General features: G+C 61.2%; 12 protein-coding genes. 4 read left to right on the forward strand and 8 right to left on the reverse strand.

The features are described 5' to 3' along the window. Positions 1–172: 172 nt before the first annotated feature. The 3 genes from IDH44_RS01525 to IDH44_RS01535 all read right to left on the reverse strand — a co-directional run bounded on the left by IDH44_RS01525 (position 173) and on the right by IDH44_RS01535 (position 5366). Positions 173–523, reverse strand: coding sequence for a VOC family protein (locus IDH44_RS01525; RefSeq protein WP_190914021.1), 351 nt, complete (start codon positions 521–523; stop codon positions 173–175). Positions 524–646: 123 nt separating this feature from the next. Next, complete coding sequence (xerA, locus tag IDH44_RS01530; protein ID WP_223869280.1) at positions 647–1804, reverse strand: site-specific tyrosine recombinase/integron integrase; 1158 nt, start codon at positions 1802–1804, stop codon at positions 647–649. A 235-nt stretch (positions 1805–2039) separates the two neighbouring features. Then, positions 2040–5366, reverse strand: coding sequence for a beta-galactosidase (locus IDH44_RS01535; RefSeq protein ID WP_223869281.1), 3327 nt, complete (start codon positions 5364–5366; stop codon positions 2040–2042). Between the two features lie 123 nt (positions 5367–5489). Here IDH44_RS01535 and IDH44_RS01540 point away from each other — a divergent pair, with 123 nt between their 5' ends. The 4 genes from IDH44_RS01540 to IDH44_RS01555 all read left to right on the forward strand — a co-directional run bounded on the left by IDH44_RS01540 (position 5490) and on the right by IDH44_RS01555 (position 10121). Further along, on the forward strand, positions 5490–6623 hold the full coding sequence (locus IDH44_RS01540) for a LacI family DNA-binding transcriptional regulator (protein WP_190914023.1): 1134 nt from the start codon (positions 5490–5492) through the stop codon (positions 6621–6623). A gap of 136 nt (positions 6624–6759) precedes the next feature. Then, positions 6760–7269 carry an RNA polymerase sigma factor gene (locus IDH44_RS01545; protein WP_223869288.1) on the forward strand — a complete coding sequence of 170 codons (510 nt, stop codon included), beginning with the start codon at positions 6760–6762 and terminating at the stop codon, positions 7267–7269. Next, positions 7253–7807, forward strand: coding sequence for a hypothetical protein (locus tag IDH44_RS01550; protein ID WP_190914025.1), 555 nt, complete (start codon positions 7253–7255; stop codon positions 7805–7807). The genes IDH44_RS01545 and IDH44_RS01550 overlap by 17 nt, the downstream gene beginning before the upstream one ends. Then, the gene (locus tag IDH44_RS01555; protein WP_190914027.1) at positions 7791–10121 is read left to right on the forward strand and encodes a carboxypeptidase-like regulatory domain-containing protein; all 2331 of its coding nucleotides are present in this window, start codon (positions 7791–7793) and stop codon (positions 10119–10121) included. The genes IDH44_RS01550 and IDH44_RS01555 overlap by 17 nt, the downstream gene beginning before the upstream one ends. Before the next feature lie 15 nt (positions 10122–10136). Here the strand turns inward: IDH44_RS01555 and IDH44_RS01560 are convergent, their stop codons facing one another. The 5 genes from IDH44_RS01560 to IDH44_RS01580 form a co-directional block, all read right to left on the reverse strand. Further along, entirely contained in the window at positions 10137–11618 is a 1482-nt protein-coding gene (locus IDH44_RS01560; RefSeq protein ID WP_223869282.1) for an MBL fold metallo-hydrolase, read from the reverse strand. Positions 11619–11915: 297 nt separating this feature from the next. Next, a complete protein-coding gene (locus tag IDH44_RS01565) occupies positions 11916–13565 on the reverse strand; it encodes a family 20 glycosylhydrolase (protein ID WP_397326730.1) in 1650 nt (549 codons plus the stop codon). Further along, positions 13537–15093, reverse strand: a complete 1557-nt coding sequence (locus IDH44_RS01570; protein WP_190914030.1) for an ABC transporter substrate-binding protein — start codon at positions 15091–15093, stop codon at positions 13537–13539. Before IDH44_RS01570 ends, IDH44_RS01565 begins: the two co-directional genes overlap by 29 nt. Before the next feature lie 50 nt (positions 15094–15143). Then, positions 15144–16013, reverse strand: coding sequence for a carbohydrate ABC transporter permease (locus IDH44_RS01575; RefSeq protein ID WP_317890086.1), 870 nt, complete (start codon positions 16011–16013; stop codon positions 15144–15146). Between the two features lie 18 nt (positions 16014–16031). After that, positions 16032–16949: an ABC transporter permease gene (locus IDH44_RS01580; RefSeq protein ID WP_190914032.1), complete on the reverse strand. Its 918-nt coding sequence runs from the start codon at positions 16947–16949 to the stop codon at positions 16032–16034. Positions 16950–17083: the final 134 nt, after the last annotated feature.

Here is a 17083-nt window from a genome sequence, read left to right on the forward strand (position 1 = left end):
CGTCCTTCAACCAGGGGTTTCAGTTAACGTTTAGGGTTCATGACGTCCGACGAAGTCGGATGTGTCCGGCTGATTCTACTTCCTGGCTTCATACCTCCGGTCCGGACCAAGCGGCAAAGCCGCGCAGCATCGAACTCGTTGTTATCTGCTGTTTGCGCCTTCTTCGAGACTACTAAAAGTCCTTTATTTCAATTCTATTTCCTTCAGGATCAATAATGACTCCTATTTTCCCCCAATTAAATTTTCGCACTTCAATATTCACTTTTCGTTTCTCAAGCTCATTTATTGTTTCATCAAAGTTTTGTACTTCAATTCTTATAACAGTAGGATTTTGAGCCCTATTCTTTTCATTCAAATTCAAGACGCCATTATTTTCAATCATTAAGTAACTTCCACCAAAATCAAGTTTTGACATACCATCTTTTCTCTCTCTTACATTAAGTCCAAGTTTTTCCGTATAGAATGAGAGGTTTTCTTCGTAATTTTCTAAAAATAAAATGAATCCGGTCTCTTTTATATTCACCTGGTTTTATCTCCTTTGAAGTTAATAGATTATTTCGGTTTTAGTCTTGTGCGAATTGCAGATAACTCACATATTTGTGAACTTCGCAAATATGTATTGGACGCTTGTATGGGCGCCCCACTTTTACTCGTCGCGATCAGGCAAGGTCAATCGATCAAGCGGACTAACGATGCGCCGAATATCCCGGGTGCTCACGTGCGTGTAGATCTGGGTCGTGCGGGGGCTCTCGTGACCGAGAAGCTCCTGAATATAGCGCAGGTCCGTACCATTCTCCAGCAAATGCGTGGCAAACGAATGCCGCAGCACATGCACGCTCACCTGTTTCGCGATACCTGCGCGCTGACGCGCTTCTTCGAACACCTTTTGCACCGTGCGCTCGGTGAGATGCCTCCCCGCCCGCTGCCCCGGGAACAGCCAGCCACTATGTTGTCCGTCTGTCTTGAGATAGGTCAGCAGCGCCTGCGCAGCCTGCTTGGACAGCAACGTTTGCCGGTCCTTGCGCCCCTTGCCCTGCAGGATACGGACCGTCCCGCGTGCATGGTCCACGTCGCTGGGGCGCAGGCGGACAGCCTCTCCGACACGCAGCCCTGAAGCATAGATCAGCATGAGCAGCGCACGATGTTTTCGATTCGCCACTGCCCCGATCAGCCGCAGCACTTCCTCGGTCGACAGCACTTGGGGCAGCTTCTTCTGCCGCTTGGGCCGGACGTAGGCCACGCTCGGTTTCGGCCAGCCCAGCCCGTGCAAGGCGTAGAACTTGATGGCGCTGATTGCCTGATTGATGTAGGCGGAGGAGAATGGCTCGAGTCCCAGCGTATAACGCTTGACCGTATCTGGATGGAGCGGCAGGGCTTCTTGCTTGGCATAGCCGAGGAAGCGCCGCACTTGGCCGGCGTACGCACGCATCGTCCTGGCGCTGTACTTACGCAGGCGCATCGCCTCGTGAAATCGGCGCAGCGCAGCCGCTTCCGCAGCTTCCGCTTCCGTCATTCTTGGACGGGACTTGACCACGTCCATCGACCGGGCCTTGACCACGTCCATCGGACGGCTTTTCACCACGTCCATCGTCCCACCAAGAGCCATGCGTGGAACGTGAGCCGACAACGCTTCCTGGAGCCAAGGATAGGCCTCTGCGACCTGACCTTCCAGCACGAACGTCGCCTCAGGGAGACGCGCTTGGAGCGTCGGCAGCTGATGCCCCATACACGGAATACGCCATAGCCGGGTCTCCTCGCACCAGCTTCTGCCCGGAATGCCCTTGATTCGCTCTACATCCTCCATGTGAAAGTTCTCCAACCTCAAGGCAACCGCTCTTCCATCGAAATCGACAATGCGCACTCGCATAATTCCACATCCTCTCTACATTATACCTTGTTCGATAAAATCTGGAAAACAAAAAAGGCCCCAAAATCGCCGCTGCGATTTCAAGAGCCTCCGATGCTTTCGGGGGTGCTTCATGCCTTCATTATGCTGTATATCGTGAAATATTGTCAACCAGTCCTGCTCCTTCGATTCCCTACACGACCTCCACCCGCACCTCGTCCGGCCGATAGATGGCGATCAGCTCGCCCGCCGCGTCCGTAGCGAACAGCACCGAGCGCTCGGCCTCCAGCTCGAAGCGGTAGCCGCGCCCGCTGGCCGGGTCGCGCACCTCGACAGTGCAGGGCGCGCCGTATTCGGAGACGAACACGTACAGCACCCCTTCGCCAAATGCCACCTTGCGCCCGTACACGCCGGGGAGCTCGCCGCCCGCGCGCCACTCCAGCTCGGGCGCCACGCCCGCCGCCGCCAGCGCGTGCCGGTACACCTCCTCCAGCGGCTCATACGTCTCGCCCAGCTCCAGCGGCAGCGGGCACCAGATCAGCCGGCCCGCGCCGAGCGGCCGCTCATGCAGCGTCGCCGGTCCGTCCGCATACACGCCGTCCGCATCCGGCAGCAGCTCCTTGTTCAGCTTGGCGATACCCGCCCCGCCGAACGAGACCGGCAGCAGCCGACCGTCCAGCGCCAGCGCTTCCTCGCGCCGCACGTTGACGATCCGGCTCGGGCCCACCAGCTCCGCCGCACGACCGCCCGGGCGCCAGTAAGCGTCCAGCGAGAGCGGCCCGGTCAGCAGCAGCACGCCGCCGTGCTGCTCCACATGCGCGGTGAGCCGCGCCAGCGCCTCGTCGGAGAAGTTGTGCGCCGACGGCACAATGACGAGTCGCGGCGCCGCCTGTTCCGCCAGCGCCCCCAGCTGATACTCGCCCAGCGCGCGGAACGGCACGTTCATCCGATGCGCCAGTGTGCGCGTCAGCCGCAGCGTCGCCTCGTCGGCGAGGCGGCGGTTGGAGAAGTCGTTGCTGAACGGATACACGACCGCGACCTCCTCGAGCTGGCGCTCCGCGAACAAATGCGCAGCCTGCCCGATGAACGCGCCGAAGTCGTACGACACGTCGGCCTCCGGCTTTTGCGTCCCGTCTGCACGCACCGCGCCGATGTTGGACTCGTTGACATTGTCCATATAATAGTTGATATTCCACAGCCATTGTACCGCGCCCGCCCCGCCGGTGGAGAAGGCGTACGCATACTTGCGCTCAAGGATATTGCGAAGCTCGGCCTCGCTCCGCTTGGCACGTCCGTCCGGCGTCTCGACGTACATGATGCCTGTCTCCTGAATCAGGTTCGGCTTGTGCGGGGCCTTGGTGAAGATGCCGTCCCAGACGAGCCCGTCCATCTGCCACCACGAATGCACCGTCGTGTAGTCCACCGCTTCCTCATAGAAGAGCGGCGACGGCCGCAGCGAGCGCAGCCCCTCGTCCTGACCGACCGTGACGAGCTGCTCCGGCTGGATCTGCCGGATCGCCTCGCGCAGCTCGCGTGCCCAGCGATTGTGCATGTCCATCGAGAACAGCACGAAGTCCAGCCACTGGCCGCCTCGGCGCGGCGTCATCTCCGTCGTATTCATGCCCATCTCCTCGCGCAGCGGCGGCAGCGCGGCATCGAAGGACGGCAGCTGCTCCGGCGTCATGTTCCACCTCTCCTGCAGCGTCTCGATATCCCCGTGCCGCTCCCGCAGCCAGCTACGATAGGCCGCGATCTCATACGGATCGCGCACCGGATGCGGCGACCACAGGTTGTCCGGATCGAACATCGACGGCTCGTTGATCAGATCCCAATGCACATGCGTGCTCGCCCGGTGGCGCGCCACGACAGCCGCGATGAAGCGCTTCTGCGCTTCGACGCTGCGCGGATCGAGGTACGGATTGGCCCCCTCCCAGCGCTCCGGCGTGAAGGCGAAGAAGTTGAACGTCACCTCCAGCCCGTGCCGCTTCGCACAGAGGAAGAAAGCGTCGATCGCCCGCAGAATCTCCTCGCTCACATGCCCGTCGGCCAGGCTCATCGTCCGGATCGCCGTCCAGATGCCGGTACGCAGCAGATTGATGCCCGCGCCGGCCATCGTCGCCATGTCGCGCTCCCACAGCGCCGCATTCGGCAGATGGAGGAACTTGCGCGCCACGTCCGAGGTCATGTACGTCATGCCGACGATCGGCACGGGACGGCCGGCCCGGGTGAAATAATCGCGTCCGGCGCGCAGCGGCGCCCCCGCCTGCAGCAGCGCTTCGTCGCGGCCCCAGAAGCCCTGGCGCAGCACCCGCCGCTCGCCGCGCTCCGACGTCAGCTCCGCCTCCACGGTGTAAAAGCCCGGCTCCGCCGCAAGCGGCAGCGTCAACCGCTCGAAGCCAAGCCCCCGCCCCGCCGCGAAGCGCAGCGGCTCGGCGTGAATTTCCTCACGCGCCCGCCCGGCCGCAGACGCGGCTTCGCTATTGTCCGCCGCTTTGCCTTCCTCTTCGGCGGATGTGCTTCCGGCTGCGCCAGCAGCCGCAGGGCCGCCAGCAGCATCGCCATCTGCTGCGGCGCCATCCGTCGAGTCGCTGGGCAAGGCCGCCGCGCGCAGCGCCGCCTCCCGGTATACGCGCAGCCGGCCTTCCCAGCGCACCGCGTTGCCATCCGCAGCCGCAGCCGCAGCCGCAGCCGCGCCCGCACGGCCGAGACGCTCATGCTGCAGCGTCAGCGTCGGCCGCTCGCCCGGCTCGTAGCAGGCGTAGCCCGGCTTCAGCCACAGCTCGGTCACGCCCGCCGCGGCGAACGCCGCCAGCTCGCCGAGCAGCGCCGCGCCGCCGCCTGCCCAGAAGGCAGAGCTCAGCGTACGATTGATCATCACCCAGCGCCCGCCGGCGAACGCGCCCTTGGCATACTCCAGCAGCACGACCGGAGCGGCCGCCGCGCGCCCGGATGGCAGCACGCTCGTCAGCAGCGGATAGAGGCGCGCATCCATCGGACCCGCCGAGCCCAGCTCATGCGGCTGATCCGCGGCATGCGTCACATGCAGCACGAGCCCGTGCGTATCCGCCGCATCGCCCAGCAGCGCCTCGCGGCCCGCCAGCAGCGGGATCTCCGCCGAGGCCGCGACACGCGCCGCGGGCAGCTCCCCGATCGCCATAGCCTGGTGGATGCCCAGCGTCTGGTGGTAGGCGGTCTGCGCAGGCTCCTCCTGCCAGTCGTCCGCCCCCTGACGCACCGGGATGCGATACGGCGCGCCCCCGGCATGCACGAGGCCGCCGCCGCTGCGCAGATGCTCCAGGATCGCCGGCCACGCCGCCTTCGGGAAGTACGGGCCATGGAGGTGGATGAGCGGGGCCGCCCCGCCCCCTTGCTTCAGCGCCTCGGCGAGTGCGCTCGCGCCGCATATGCGGGCGTTCGGGATCGCCGCTAGCGCTTCGGCGGTGGGGCGCTCCCCCGCATACGGGAAGCCCGGATCGTAGAATACAAGGGCGGGCTGCTCGGTTTGAGGAATTGCCTTCATACGTTGCATCGTTCCTTTCCAGACCATATATTTGGATTTGTTAGGTTTGTTAGGCTAATGTTATGCTAACAGCACCGTGACTGTACGGATATTCCGGCTCGCTGTCAAGAGGAGGCACCCACGATGAGGACTGGAAAAGTAACGATGCAGCGCATCGCCGAGCGGCTCGGCGTGTCGAAATTCACCGTCTCGCAGGCGCTGCGGGGCAAGCCCGGCGTCGCCGAGGCGACGCGCCGACGCATCCTGGAGACGGCGCGGGCGATGGGGTATCCGCTGCCGGCGGCGCGCGGTCGCATCGACGCGGGAGCAGGCGGCGCTGCTGCTCACGACGGAGCAGCGGCCCGCGACAGCTCTGCAGATCGGGGTGGCTCTGCAGACGTCGCCGGCTCTATAGATCGCGACGACGCTGCGGTCCGCGGCGACTCCCCCTTCGTACTCGTGTGGATGCCGTACCGGGAGCGGCGGGAATCGCTATTCTGGCAGCGAGTCGTCGCCGGCATCGGTCGGGCCTGCGAGGCGCGCGGCTGGGATTACCTGCTGCTGTCGCCGGACGGGAGCGGAGCCGCCGCGCCGATCCCGCCTTATGTCGATACGAGCGGCTGTGTCGGGGGACTGGCGATCGGCGCGCTGCCGCTGCCCGTCGCCGCTGCGCTGGCGCAGTCCGGGCTGGCGATCGTGCACGTCGATCACGACGATCCGTTCGCCGGGGCGGATGCCGTGGTCAACAACAACATCGAAGCGGCGCGCCAACTGATCGCCCGAATGGCCGAATCCGGCGCGCCCGAGCTCGTTTTTATCGGTAACGACCGCTTTGCAGTCAGCTTCCGCGAGCGCTGGTGGGGCTGCCGGATGGCCGCCGCCGAGGCGCTCGCCCGCCAGGTGCGGGTGACGCTGCGCAAGTGGACGATCCCCTACCCGGAGCCCGGATGGGCCGAGCGGCTCGGGGACAAGCTCGCCCAGCTCGCGCCGGGCGACTGTCCGCACGGCTTCATCGGCGCCAACGACGACATCGCGCTGCAGACGATGGCTCGCCTGCAAGCGCTCGGCATCGACGTGCCGGAGCGCTGCGGGGTCGCCGGCTTCGACAACATCGCCACCGCAGCCTGGTCCGACCCGCCGCTGACGACGGTCGATCTGGGCAAGGAGGAGCTCGGCATCCGCGCCGTCGAGGCGCTGGAGCGCCGCATCCGCTACCCGTCGAGCCCGCGCGAGCGCATCGCGCTCTCCTGCACGCTCGTGCTGCGCGGCTCCTGCTGACGAACCTGGCCGTCATGCAACCGAATCGCGCCAGCCCGCATCTATAGGGTAGAGAGAGGGGGAAGCGAAGCTGGAACAGGAGTCCGAAGAGCTCGTACGCCGACTGCAACGCGGCGAGGAAGCCGCGCTCGCCGGCCTGATCGACCGCTACGGCGACCGGCTGCTGCGCACTGCGGCGCTGCTGCTGGGCGATCGGCAGGCCGCCGAGGAGGCGGTGCAGGATACGTTCGTGCAAGCCTACCGCAAGATCGGACAGCTCCAGCATCCCGCTCGCCTCGCCGGCTGGCTCGGCGCCATCGTCGTCAGCCGCTGCCGCATGCGGCGGCGCGCCTGGAGCTGGAACCGGCTGCTGCCGATGCCGCAGGTCGAGCCGGACTCTGGCGGCGCCGGTGCGCCTCCGGGCCCGGAGGCGTTGCTGTTACGGGCCGAGCGCAGCGCCGAGCTACTCGAAGCGATCGGTCGGCTCGGTTATCGTTATCGCGAGGTCGTCACGTTGTACTATTACCAGGAGCTCGGCGTCGAGGAGATCGCACATCAGCTGCGGACCCGCCCCGGCACGGTGAAGTCCCGGCTGGCGCGCGCACGGACGCAGCTGCGGCATGTATTGGAACGAGAGGAGGCGAGCGGCGATGCCCGGATCGAATAAGGAGCAGGAGCAAAAAGCGCGTGCAGGCGAGGAGCCGGCCGGACTGACAACTGCGGGTGAACCAGCCGCCCTGCGATCACGGACAAGTGGACAAGAAGCCGCGCCAACACGTGTGGACGAGCAAGCGGCCGGGCGTTCGCAAGCGAGCGAGCCAGCCGAGCGGACACGGGCGAGCGAGCCAGCCGCCGGGCGGACACGGGCGAGCGAGCAAGCGGCCGTGCGGGCGCGTCTGGAGGAGGCGCTGGGAGGGCTGCGCTTTGGCGGCAAGGCGGCGGTGCTGCGCCGCACCCATCCCGCCACCCGGCGCGAGCGGCTCGCGGCATGGTGGAATCGCGAGCTGGAGGTGCCCGTGCTGCCGGCTGGCGCTCTGCTGCTGGCTGGCGTGCTGATCCTCGCGCTCGCTTACGGGCCTTGGGACGACAGCATCGCGCCGACCGCTGTGCACGAGCCGAAGCGCACCCTCGTGGAGGCCGGCGGCAACCTATATTGGCAGGACGAATACGAAAGGGCGGTGGCGCTGCGTGATCCTGCGCATTAAAATCAAGCATCTGGCCGTCCTGATCGCGGCGCTCGGCCTGCTCGCCGTGCTGGCCGCAACGGTCGTGCTGCCCCGTCTGGAAGTCGCGCGCGTCGACCGGCTGTGGGCGTCGGGCAGCGCCGGCGAGGCCGAGCTGCTGGCGACGATCGACGAGGCCCCTTCACCGGAGCGCCGCTGGTCGCTGATTCGCGAGCATCTGCTCGGTGTCGTCGCGGCCCCGCTGGCGCATCGCTTCGACGTATATGCCGGACCGTCGATGACGATGGTCAGCGGCGAGCCCCGGCAGCCGCGCCCGGCCGTCTCGACGGCGGCGGCCGCGCCTTATCTGGCGCAGTACGTCGAGCAAGGCCCCATCGACCTCGACTATCGCGACGCCGCGCTGCGGCTCGCCGAATACGAGGCCGGCGAGGACCGGGCGGATGCGGCGCTGGCCATGCTCGAAGGGGCCGAGCAGCGGCTGGCCCAGGCGAAGAGCCGCACCTATGCCATCGCGCCGATCCGGGCCGCGCTCGCGCTGGAGCGGGCGCGGCTGCTCGGCGAGCTCGGCCGCACGGACGAGGCCGAGGCCATCATCCAGGCCGAGCTGGCACAGGCCGCGCCGGACGAGTGGGACATTCGCGCCCGGGCCGTCCGCGTGCGCACCCGGCTGCTCATGCAGCAAGGCAGCCCCATTGAAGCCCTCGATGATGTGCGGGAGCAGCGCGCGGCCTATGAAGCCTGGTGGAAGACGCGCAAGCCGGAGGCGTGGATGGCTTCCGGCACGGAGCCTTATGAGCTGGAGGAGCTGCAAAAGCTCGAGTCGCGCCTCGCCGCCGCGACCGCCGACGGCGCCTATGCCCCCGCCCGCGTCGGCGGCACGCTGACCTACAGCGACGGCACGCCCGTCGCCCATGCCGGCATATTTTTGCGGGCACGGCAGGACATTGCGCACAGCATCCTCGAGAGCGAGCCGTATCAGACGGTGACCGACGGGCAGGGACGGTTTGCCTTTCCCGCCGTCACACCGGGGGATTACCAGCTTCACCTGGGCTTGACCTTCGCCCAGATCGACGGCTGGACATACCCGTACCGGACCGACGAATGGATCAGCCTGACATCCGGCGAAGTCCTGACGCAGGAGGTCCAGCTGCGACCGCTGCTGGAGCTGCGCGCGCCGGTCGACGAGACCGTGCTGCGCGGCGACGAGGTCCGATTCGCCTGGGAGCCCGTCGACGGCGCCGCCTACTACACGGTCAACGTGAACCTGACCGGCTATGACAGCCCCAGCACGTTCGCAGTGCTCATCGACGACCACGTCGCAGAGACGGAGCTGACCGTACCGCTCGAGCGCCTGTACCACGCGCCGCAGGCCATTCTGTTCGGCGATGAGGAGGGAACGGTCGATCCCGTCTCGATCATCGGCATGGCCGATCCCGGTGCGCGCTACAGCTGGTATGTGGAAGCCTACGATGGCGAGCACCGGATGCTGACGCGCAGCAAGGGGTACCGGCTCGCGCCGGAGCACGTGGGCGCTCTGCCGTTCTTCTACTTGCGCGCTCGCGAGCTGACCGCGGCGGATCGGCTCATGCTGGACGGGCAGATGGAGGAGGCGCTGACGGCGTACCGCGAGGCTTATGCTCGCGATCCGCAGGATACGTACAGCCTTGGCCGGATCATTCGGATCCTGGAAGCGCGGAGCCGCATGCAGCAAGAAGACCGCGACGAGGCGCGCTATATGGAAGAAGCGATGCCCTACGTCCGCGATATCCTGCAGCTCATGCCGGAGAGCGAATATGCGTACAAGCTGCTGGATCATGCCTTCGAGATGCAGGACTGGGAGACGTACAACGAGGTGTATGCCCGTTATTACGAGCGCGCGGAGGACGACGGGGCCGCCGTCTCCAGCTACACGCTAGCCCGGCACGGCATCGCGCTGATGCGCCAGGGGCGGCTGGACGAGGCGGGAGAATCCCTGAATCGCGCCATGGAACGCGATCCGAGCCATCGCTTCATCGGCGACTACATCGCCGTACAGCTGCTGCGCGGCGGCTCGTTGGAGGAAGCGCTGGAGCTGGCGCGACGCTATCCCGATCGCAGCAATGGAGCGCCCGAGCGCGACTGGAGTCTGCTGCTCGGCGAGCTACAGCAGGCGCTGGCCGTCGAGACGGCTGGTCCCAACGCGTCCCGGTCGCCCGGCAGCTCCGCCCGAGCCGCTCAGCTCCAGGCGGAGCTGGAGGCCTACCAGGCGGACGAAGAGACGGCCAAAAAGCGCGTCGCCGCCATCGCGGACAACGCGCTGCGCGCCTTCATGGAGGCGCTGATTGATGCGGGCTAAAGCGAGGCTCCCCCGCTATTTCGCGGGGGGACATAGCTTCCGCATGCGACGCTCACGCTCCGGCCTCTCGTGCCGGGTGCCCGCCTGCGCGTCGGCGCGCTCGGCCTCGATCCACCATGGCGTCATCGGATAGGCCTCCGCGCCGGCCTCGACCGTCTCGCCGATGCGCGGCGTCGCCACCGCGAGCTCGTGCTCGGCGGCGGCGCGCAGCACCCGTTCGACCGGGTCGGTCCAGCTATGCAACGCCAGCGTGAAGGCGCCCCAGTGCACCGGGATCATCGCCTTGCCCCGCACGTCGAGCTGCGCCTGCACCGTCTGCTCGGGCAGCATGTGGATATCCGCCCAGCGCGGATCGTATTGGCCGCATTCCATCATCGTCAGGTCGAACGGGCCATAGCGCTCGCCGATCTCCCGGAAGTGCGCGCCGTAGCCGCTGTCCCCGCTAAAGAACAGCCGCTGCTCCGCACCGGCGATCACCCACGAGCACCACAGCGTGCGGCCGCGGTCCGTGAGCGAGCGCCCGGAGAAATGCTGCGCCGGCGTGCAGGCCAGTCGCAGCCCGTCCGCATCTGCCTCCTGCCACCAGTCCAGCTCCGTGATGCGCGCCTCCGCCACGCCCCAGCGCCGCAGATGCGCGCCCACGCCCAGCGGCACGTAATAATGCTTCACCTTGTGCCGCAGCTTGCGAATCGTGCCATAGTCGAGGTGGTCGTAATGGTCGTGCGACAAGATGACCGCGTCGATCGGCGGCAGCTGCTCGGGTTCGGCAGGCAGGCCCGCGCTGTAGCGGCGGCCGCCAACCCAGGGCACCGGCGACGGGGCGCGGCCGAGCATCGGATCGAGCAGCAGCGTCTTGCCGTCGAGCTCGACGAGCAGGGCCGAATGGCCGAACCACGTCACGCGGGCAGCCCCGGAGCGCGCTGTGCGTGCTGCGCCGGATGCGGCTGCGTCGGAATGTACGATGCCGGGTTGCGCATTGTCTTGCGATCCGGATTCGGCTTGCAATGGATCCGACTGTGCCGCGCTTTGCGGGACCGCCTCGGATACGGAGGAGCCGGCTCGTGTGCTACCATGCGAGGCTGCATCATGTGACGTCGCAGGCCCTGTCGCACCGACGGCGCGCACAGCGCTCGCAGCGTCCGCGGCGACTGTAGCAGTCGCTCGCCCGCTGCTTCCGGCCGAGCTTGCTTCCTCTTCGCCGAGGCGCGCTGCCTTCCCCAGCCGCATCGGTTCGACGCGCAGCGGCCGCGACGGTCGGCGCTGGGGCGCGCGCCGAAGCATCTCCCCCATCACGCCCAGCATCGTGCCCGCCTCCATCGACGCCGAGGCGCCCGACGGATTGGCGAACTTGTCGCCGGTATAATGCGGCGATTGCGCATAGTGCAGCCGACGGCGCGCCTCCTGACGCCCGCCCAGCGGCGGATACCAGGCCAAGACGGCGGCCGCGGCTGCGCCGAGTGCCGCCACACCTGCGAACAGACCGGTTATTTTCAACATCGTGACTCCCTCCCGCAATACGTACATTGGATTGGATGGTATCGTGGCATGCGGACATTGTGAGGTGCCGATGCCTGACTCTGCTTGATACCCTCCATTTTATCAAATGTGCGATACCGAAAGAAAGAGCACGCCTCCTCGCCGGTCGGTTGCGCATAGATCGGGCGCCGACGGGATACTGCGTTCGCGGGGCATGCTTGATCTGATGCAGGTATTCACCATTACAGGGTTTCTGCGAACGAGCGTATTCCAATGACATCAGTATTCAGGTAATCGGTCATCAGAGATTCATGTTGATCACCTTGCCGACTCATCTTCAAGAACAGGATAGCCCCTTATCGGCTGCAGCATGACACAGTAGCGAATGTATTTTTTCCACGCCGGCAATGGGAGCTGCCCCTGATCCGCCTTGCCATTGACAAAAGATATGCAACGCTCTATCCCGCGTATCATATGAACGATATCCTGCTTGCGGTGTTGAAGCCGCACCGCATCGGATCGGCTATGACCGCTGGCTTCGCTTACCGCATCAAGTACTTCGGCCAGTGCATCATATGCGGCAAGCAGCGGGGCGAACGTTCGGATCGCCTGCCGCAAGCACGCGGCACTCTCTTCTCGATTCACGTACTGCAGCTCTGCCGCTTGCTTGTAATGTGCGCTGGCCTGGCTTCCGACCCGTAACAGTTCTATCGCCGCCCGGATGTTAGCCACCGAGAGCTCCAGCGCCATATGGCAGAGCTCCTCTCTATAGCTCGCCGGCGTCCAGGCTGTTAATTGCTCCGTAATGGCCGGCAAAGCTCGCTCAAAGCTCGTGATCAGCCCGGGGCCGATATCAGGAGCAGCATCCAGCAAATCGAATAACTTCCCCCGATGATACAGCGCCTTGCGGGCTGTACCCGGATCAAGCACAGACCGCAGGTCTTGCAACGGCTTTTGAACGAGCGTCTGCAATGTTCGGGTGACCGCAGTGTACGGCGTATGGCGTCCGAACAACAGTAGCTCCACCTGCTCATCGATCGGTGCGCCGGGGACCCAGTCGCCGGACATGAACAGGCCTGCTCTAGCAATGGGAACCAGTTGCGCCCAGAAAGGATTCCCGTACTCATGACTCCATGTCGTAATTACGCCATTACGGATCTCTGTATCCACAGCATCCTGCAGAAAGGCTTCGATTTCGTCAAGCTCGACGTCCGGTTCCAGCTGGGACTTCAGATGACCGGATATCCGCTGGGCGTTGATAAACCCTTCCCAGCTATTCTCGCACGGACACGCATAGATTCGCTCAAAGCCCTTACTCTTCCACATCGAGAGACTTGCTGAACGATGTCCATAATAATTCCAATCATAAACTTCAACTTCTTTGGGGAAAAAATCGATCAACTGCGGATTCATCCAGATCATATCGCTCCATATGCCCGGTCTGACTCCTCTGTCCAGCAGCTTATGACACAAAGCGGCCAAGAAGCGGGCATACGCCCCCTGCTCCGCTTCTTCCAATTCGACCTCGTCGCCTCCAATATGCAGCACATCTGTTGCAAACATATCGATAAAATCGTCAACAATGGTCAAAGCAAAAGCCTCCGCCTCGCTACGTGCAAAGTCAAGCTGGTAAAGCTCTCCTTTGGCCAGGTGCGCAAATCTCTCCTGCACCATAAAATGCTCCATATGTCCAACGAGGTTGGTCATCGGTATACAGACCATCCCCCGTTTACAGCACGCTTCGACCAGCCATCGGACATTGTCACGAGTCAGCACCCCGGGCCTAATGCTTCCCGGGAACGCTTCGAAGTCTAGCGCCCCCTCGACATAGACGCACAATCCGTTATAGCCAAGTGCGGCAAGTATATCCAGTAATTCGTTCATTTCCTGTTCGTGATAGATGCGTTCCCGTGCAAAATCGAAATGAAAATATCGTCGATCAAAGTGAGTTTTCCGCGCGCCATTCATCAATTTGCTTTTGCGCCTCCTCAATCAGCCGTTCTGAACCCGCGGCTCTTAATTTATCTAGAAATTCCTCGTAATATTGATCTCCATTCCGGACGCCTCCGCTGCGCAACACTTCATGGTACTCCCCGATTACTGCCGCGATCTGGGCGATCTCCGTCCTGACCGGCTCCGGGTTCATCTGAAAACCGTAAAGGGGGGCGCGCACCGCTTTTTCATGAACCTCTTTGACATAATCCAGATACCCCTCCGGATCAACTTGCGTTTCAAAACCGTGAAGCGTATTGCCTACCGCCCACTTATCAAGGCCATAATTGGAATTGCTATCGGGCGCACCTTCATAATCCAGCGTTTGAATCTTATTTTCTCCTACTACCTCATAATGCTCTCCCTCAAGCCCCCAGACGAGCATGCGGTACAACTCCTTGCCCTTCTCCGTATTCATCAACTCCAATAACTGGATAGCTCGCTCCGGGTGCTCTGAAGTGCTGGGAATGACCATGTTGGTCCCAGACGCAGAAGAGCTGACCGTATAGGCGGTTGTTAAGGGCAATACAGCTATCGGGAATCCATTGCTTAAACTTTCCGACTCCGCAGAAAACGGCGTATAGTTGTGCATCCACATCACATCCCCGCCTTCTACTCCCTCGAATTTGCGAGCATCGTCGATCGTCAATATATCCTGACGAATAAATCCTTCTTCGTACCACTTCGATGCTGTATCATAGATCAAACGCATATTGTCCGTCTCATAGAGATTGACAACATGAAAATCCTGATCCGCTACGGCCAGATTCGCCACCGTGCTGTAACCAGTAGACTGAATCCATTCAAAGTTCCATGGATTAAAACCTTCCTGCAGCTTGCCCGCTTCCTTCAGATTCATCAGATAGGATTCCAGAATATGGATCTGCTCTTCCCGGAGAGGCTCCGTACGGTCGCCAAGCATCTCTGTCACATTTTCCACATCCATGTAGGGCAGTAGCGCTTCCGGCATTTTTAACCCGACCGGCGTGCTGGCCATCATTTGGAAGTTGGGAACGGAATAGATTTGTCCGTCGATTTTAGATTTTTCCCACACCCAGTCGGGAAATTCCTTCATCAGCTCCGGTGCATGGTCGGCAAGCAGATCATCAAGCGGCATATAGGAACCCCGGCGCACCTCATCAGCGTAGGGAATAACCCATCCGTGCCACGCCAGGTCCACCTTTTCCCGCGAAGCTGCCATCAACTGCCACCGCTCCTGATACTCAGCCGCCGGAATAACCTCAAATTCAACCTTGGTATTTGGTAAATACGCTTGCAACCGTTCATTAAAAGCCGCCCAGACCTTTTGCGAATCCTTCTGCTCCCCCGGCCCCATCAGCACCCATTTCAAGGTAACATTGGGTTCATTGTAGTCAACTGAACCTTCCGTGTCCATTTGATTTTCGACAGAATCCACCTGATTGTCGTTTGCACAAGCCGCCAACAGCAGCGCGAGCATCATCAAAACCGTCACCAGCAATGTTGCATTTTTTTTTCTGAACATGGATAATCGTTCCCCCTTGACATTCCAAATTCGTTTTACCTTCAACAGGATTAGCCTTTCACGGCTCCGATCGTCAGCCCTCGTGCAAAGTACTTTTGAAACCAGGGAAAAATAACCATGACTGGACCCGCCGCCACAATGGCCATGGCAAAACGTACGGTTTCTGTCGGCAAATCAAAAGATCCCAAATTAATGTTTTCCGGCATGTCCCGACTCATTTGCTTAATAAACTCCGACTCCTTCAGTATCCGTTGCAATAAATATTGGAGTGTGTAGAGCTTGTTATCACGCACGTACACCAATGCCGTAAACCAATCATTCCACTTATTCACAAGCGTCATGAAAGCAAGCGATGCGAGCACCGGCTTGGAGAGCGGAAGCATAATGGTAAAGTAAATGCGAAGTTCCCCGGCCCCGTCCATTTTGGCCGACTCCACCAGATCATGCGGGAGCCCCTGGAAAAATGTCCGAAAAATAATGATATAAAAGGCATTGGCCAAGCTAGGCAAAATATACACCCAAATCGTATTCCCCAAATGAAGGTACTGCGTAATCAAAATATAGGTCGGGATTAATCCGCCACCAAACAACATGGTAAAGAAAATAAAGAGGGTGATCGGCTTCCTCCATTTGAAGTTTTGCCGCGATAAGGCGTACGCACAAAGCGACATGATCAGAACGCTCAGGAGAGTGCCCAGCACCGCCTGAATCGTCGTCACGACGTAGGCGTTGAGAATTTGCTCCGGATTGGCAAATACAATTTGATAAGCAGTCCATTCAAAGTTCTCGGGAAAAAGTCGGTATCCATCCCTCACAATGTCCTGTTCATTGGAAAAAGAGATGGAAATGACAATAAGCATTGGAATGATAAACACGAGTGAAAACAAGATAAAGAACGCATGAATGATCCCGCGATGCACCGCTTCACCCCTCCTCTGTCAGAAAAGTGCATTTTCCGGTTTTAATTTGCGGATGATGCTGTTGACCGCAACGATCATGATCAAGCCAACCGCCGATTGAAACAATCCGGTAGCTGCCGTGATGCCGACATCGCCATTTCGCAAGCCCCTGAAAATGTATGTGTCGATCACGTCCGTAGTCGGGTACAGCACCCCTACATCTCTCGGAATCTGATAAAAAAGTCCGAAGTCTGCACGAAAGGCATTGCCGATTGCCAGAATGGTCAAAATGGTGGCCACTGGCACAATCGCCGGAATGGAGATATGGAGCGTTTGTTTCCAACGATTAGCTCCATCGATCCTGGCAGCTTCGTAGAGGGATGCATCCACTCCCATTAGAGAAGCGAAGTAAAGAATGCTGCCCATGCCGACTCCCTTCCAGACATCCATAATCGTCAAGATGAACGGCCAGTATTTCGGCTCCGAAAACCAGGAAACCGGCTCAAAGTGCAAGAAAACCAAGAACTGATTCAATAAGCCCAAGGTGGGATGTAGAAAGGAATACGTAATAAAGCTAATCAACACCCAGGACAAAAAAGTGGGAAAGATCATGGTGGTCTGATAGTATTTCATAGCGAACTTGTTCCTGATCTCATTCAACAAAAGAGCGACGACCATAGCGGTAAGGTTCCCTACTACAATAAACAGAAAACTGTAGCCAACCGTATTTCTCGTAATCCTCCATGCATCTGCCGAGCGAAAGAAAAAGTCGAAATTGGATAGTCCGACCCACTCACTGCCCAATATCCCCAAGTGGTACCGATAGTCTTTGAAGGCCAGCACGACGCCGACCATTGGCAAGTAGTGAAATACGAAAAAATAAACGATAGCGGGACCAGCCAGCAGCAACAACGCGTATTGATCCATACGAATGGATGGTCGGCGCAATTTCTTCATCGTTACCCTCCTCTCTCTCTTTATTTTAGGGGACGCATTGCCGCTTTACTACGCTAGATTTTTGTGTTTCGTTCGGTTTTTTGACTAGATAAAACCTGCAAAAAAACGAATGCAGAATTGATAGTTTACACTAC

Origin of the sequence: Paenibacillus sabuli, from assembly GCF_014705605.1 — a bacterium.
Classification (GTDB): domain Bacteria; phylum Bacillota; class Bacilli; order Paenibacillales; family Paenibacillaceae; genus Paenibacillus_D; species Paenibacillus_D sabuli.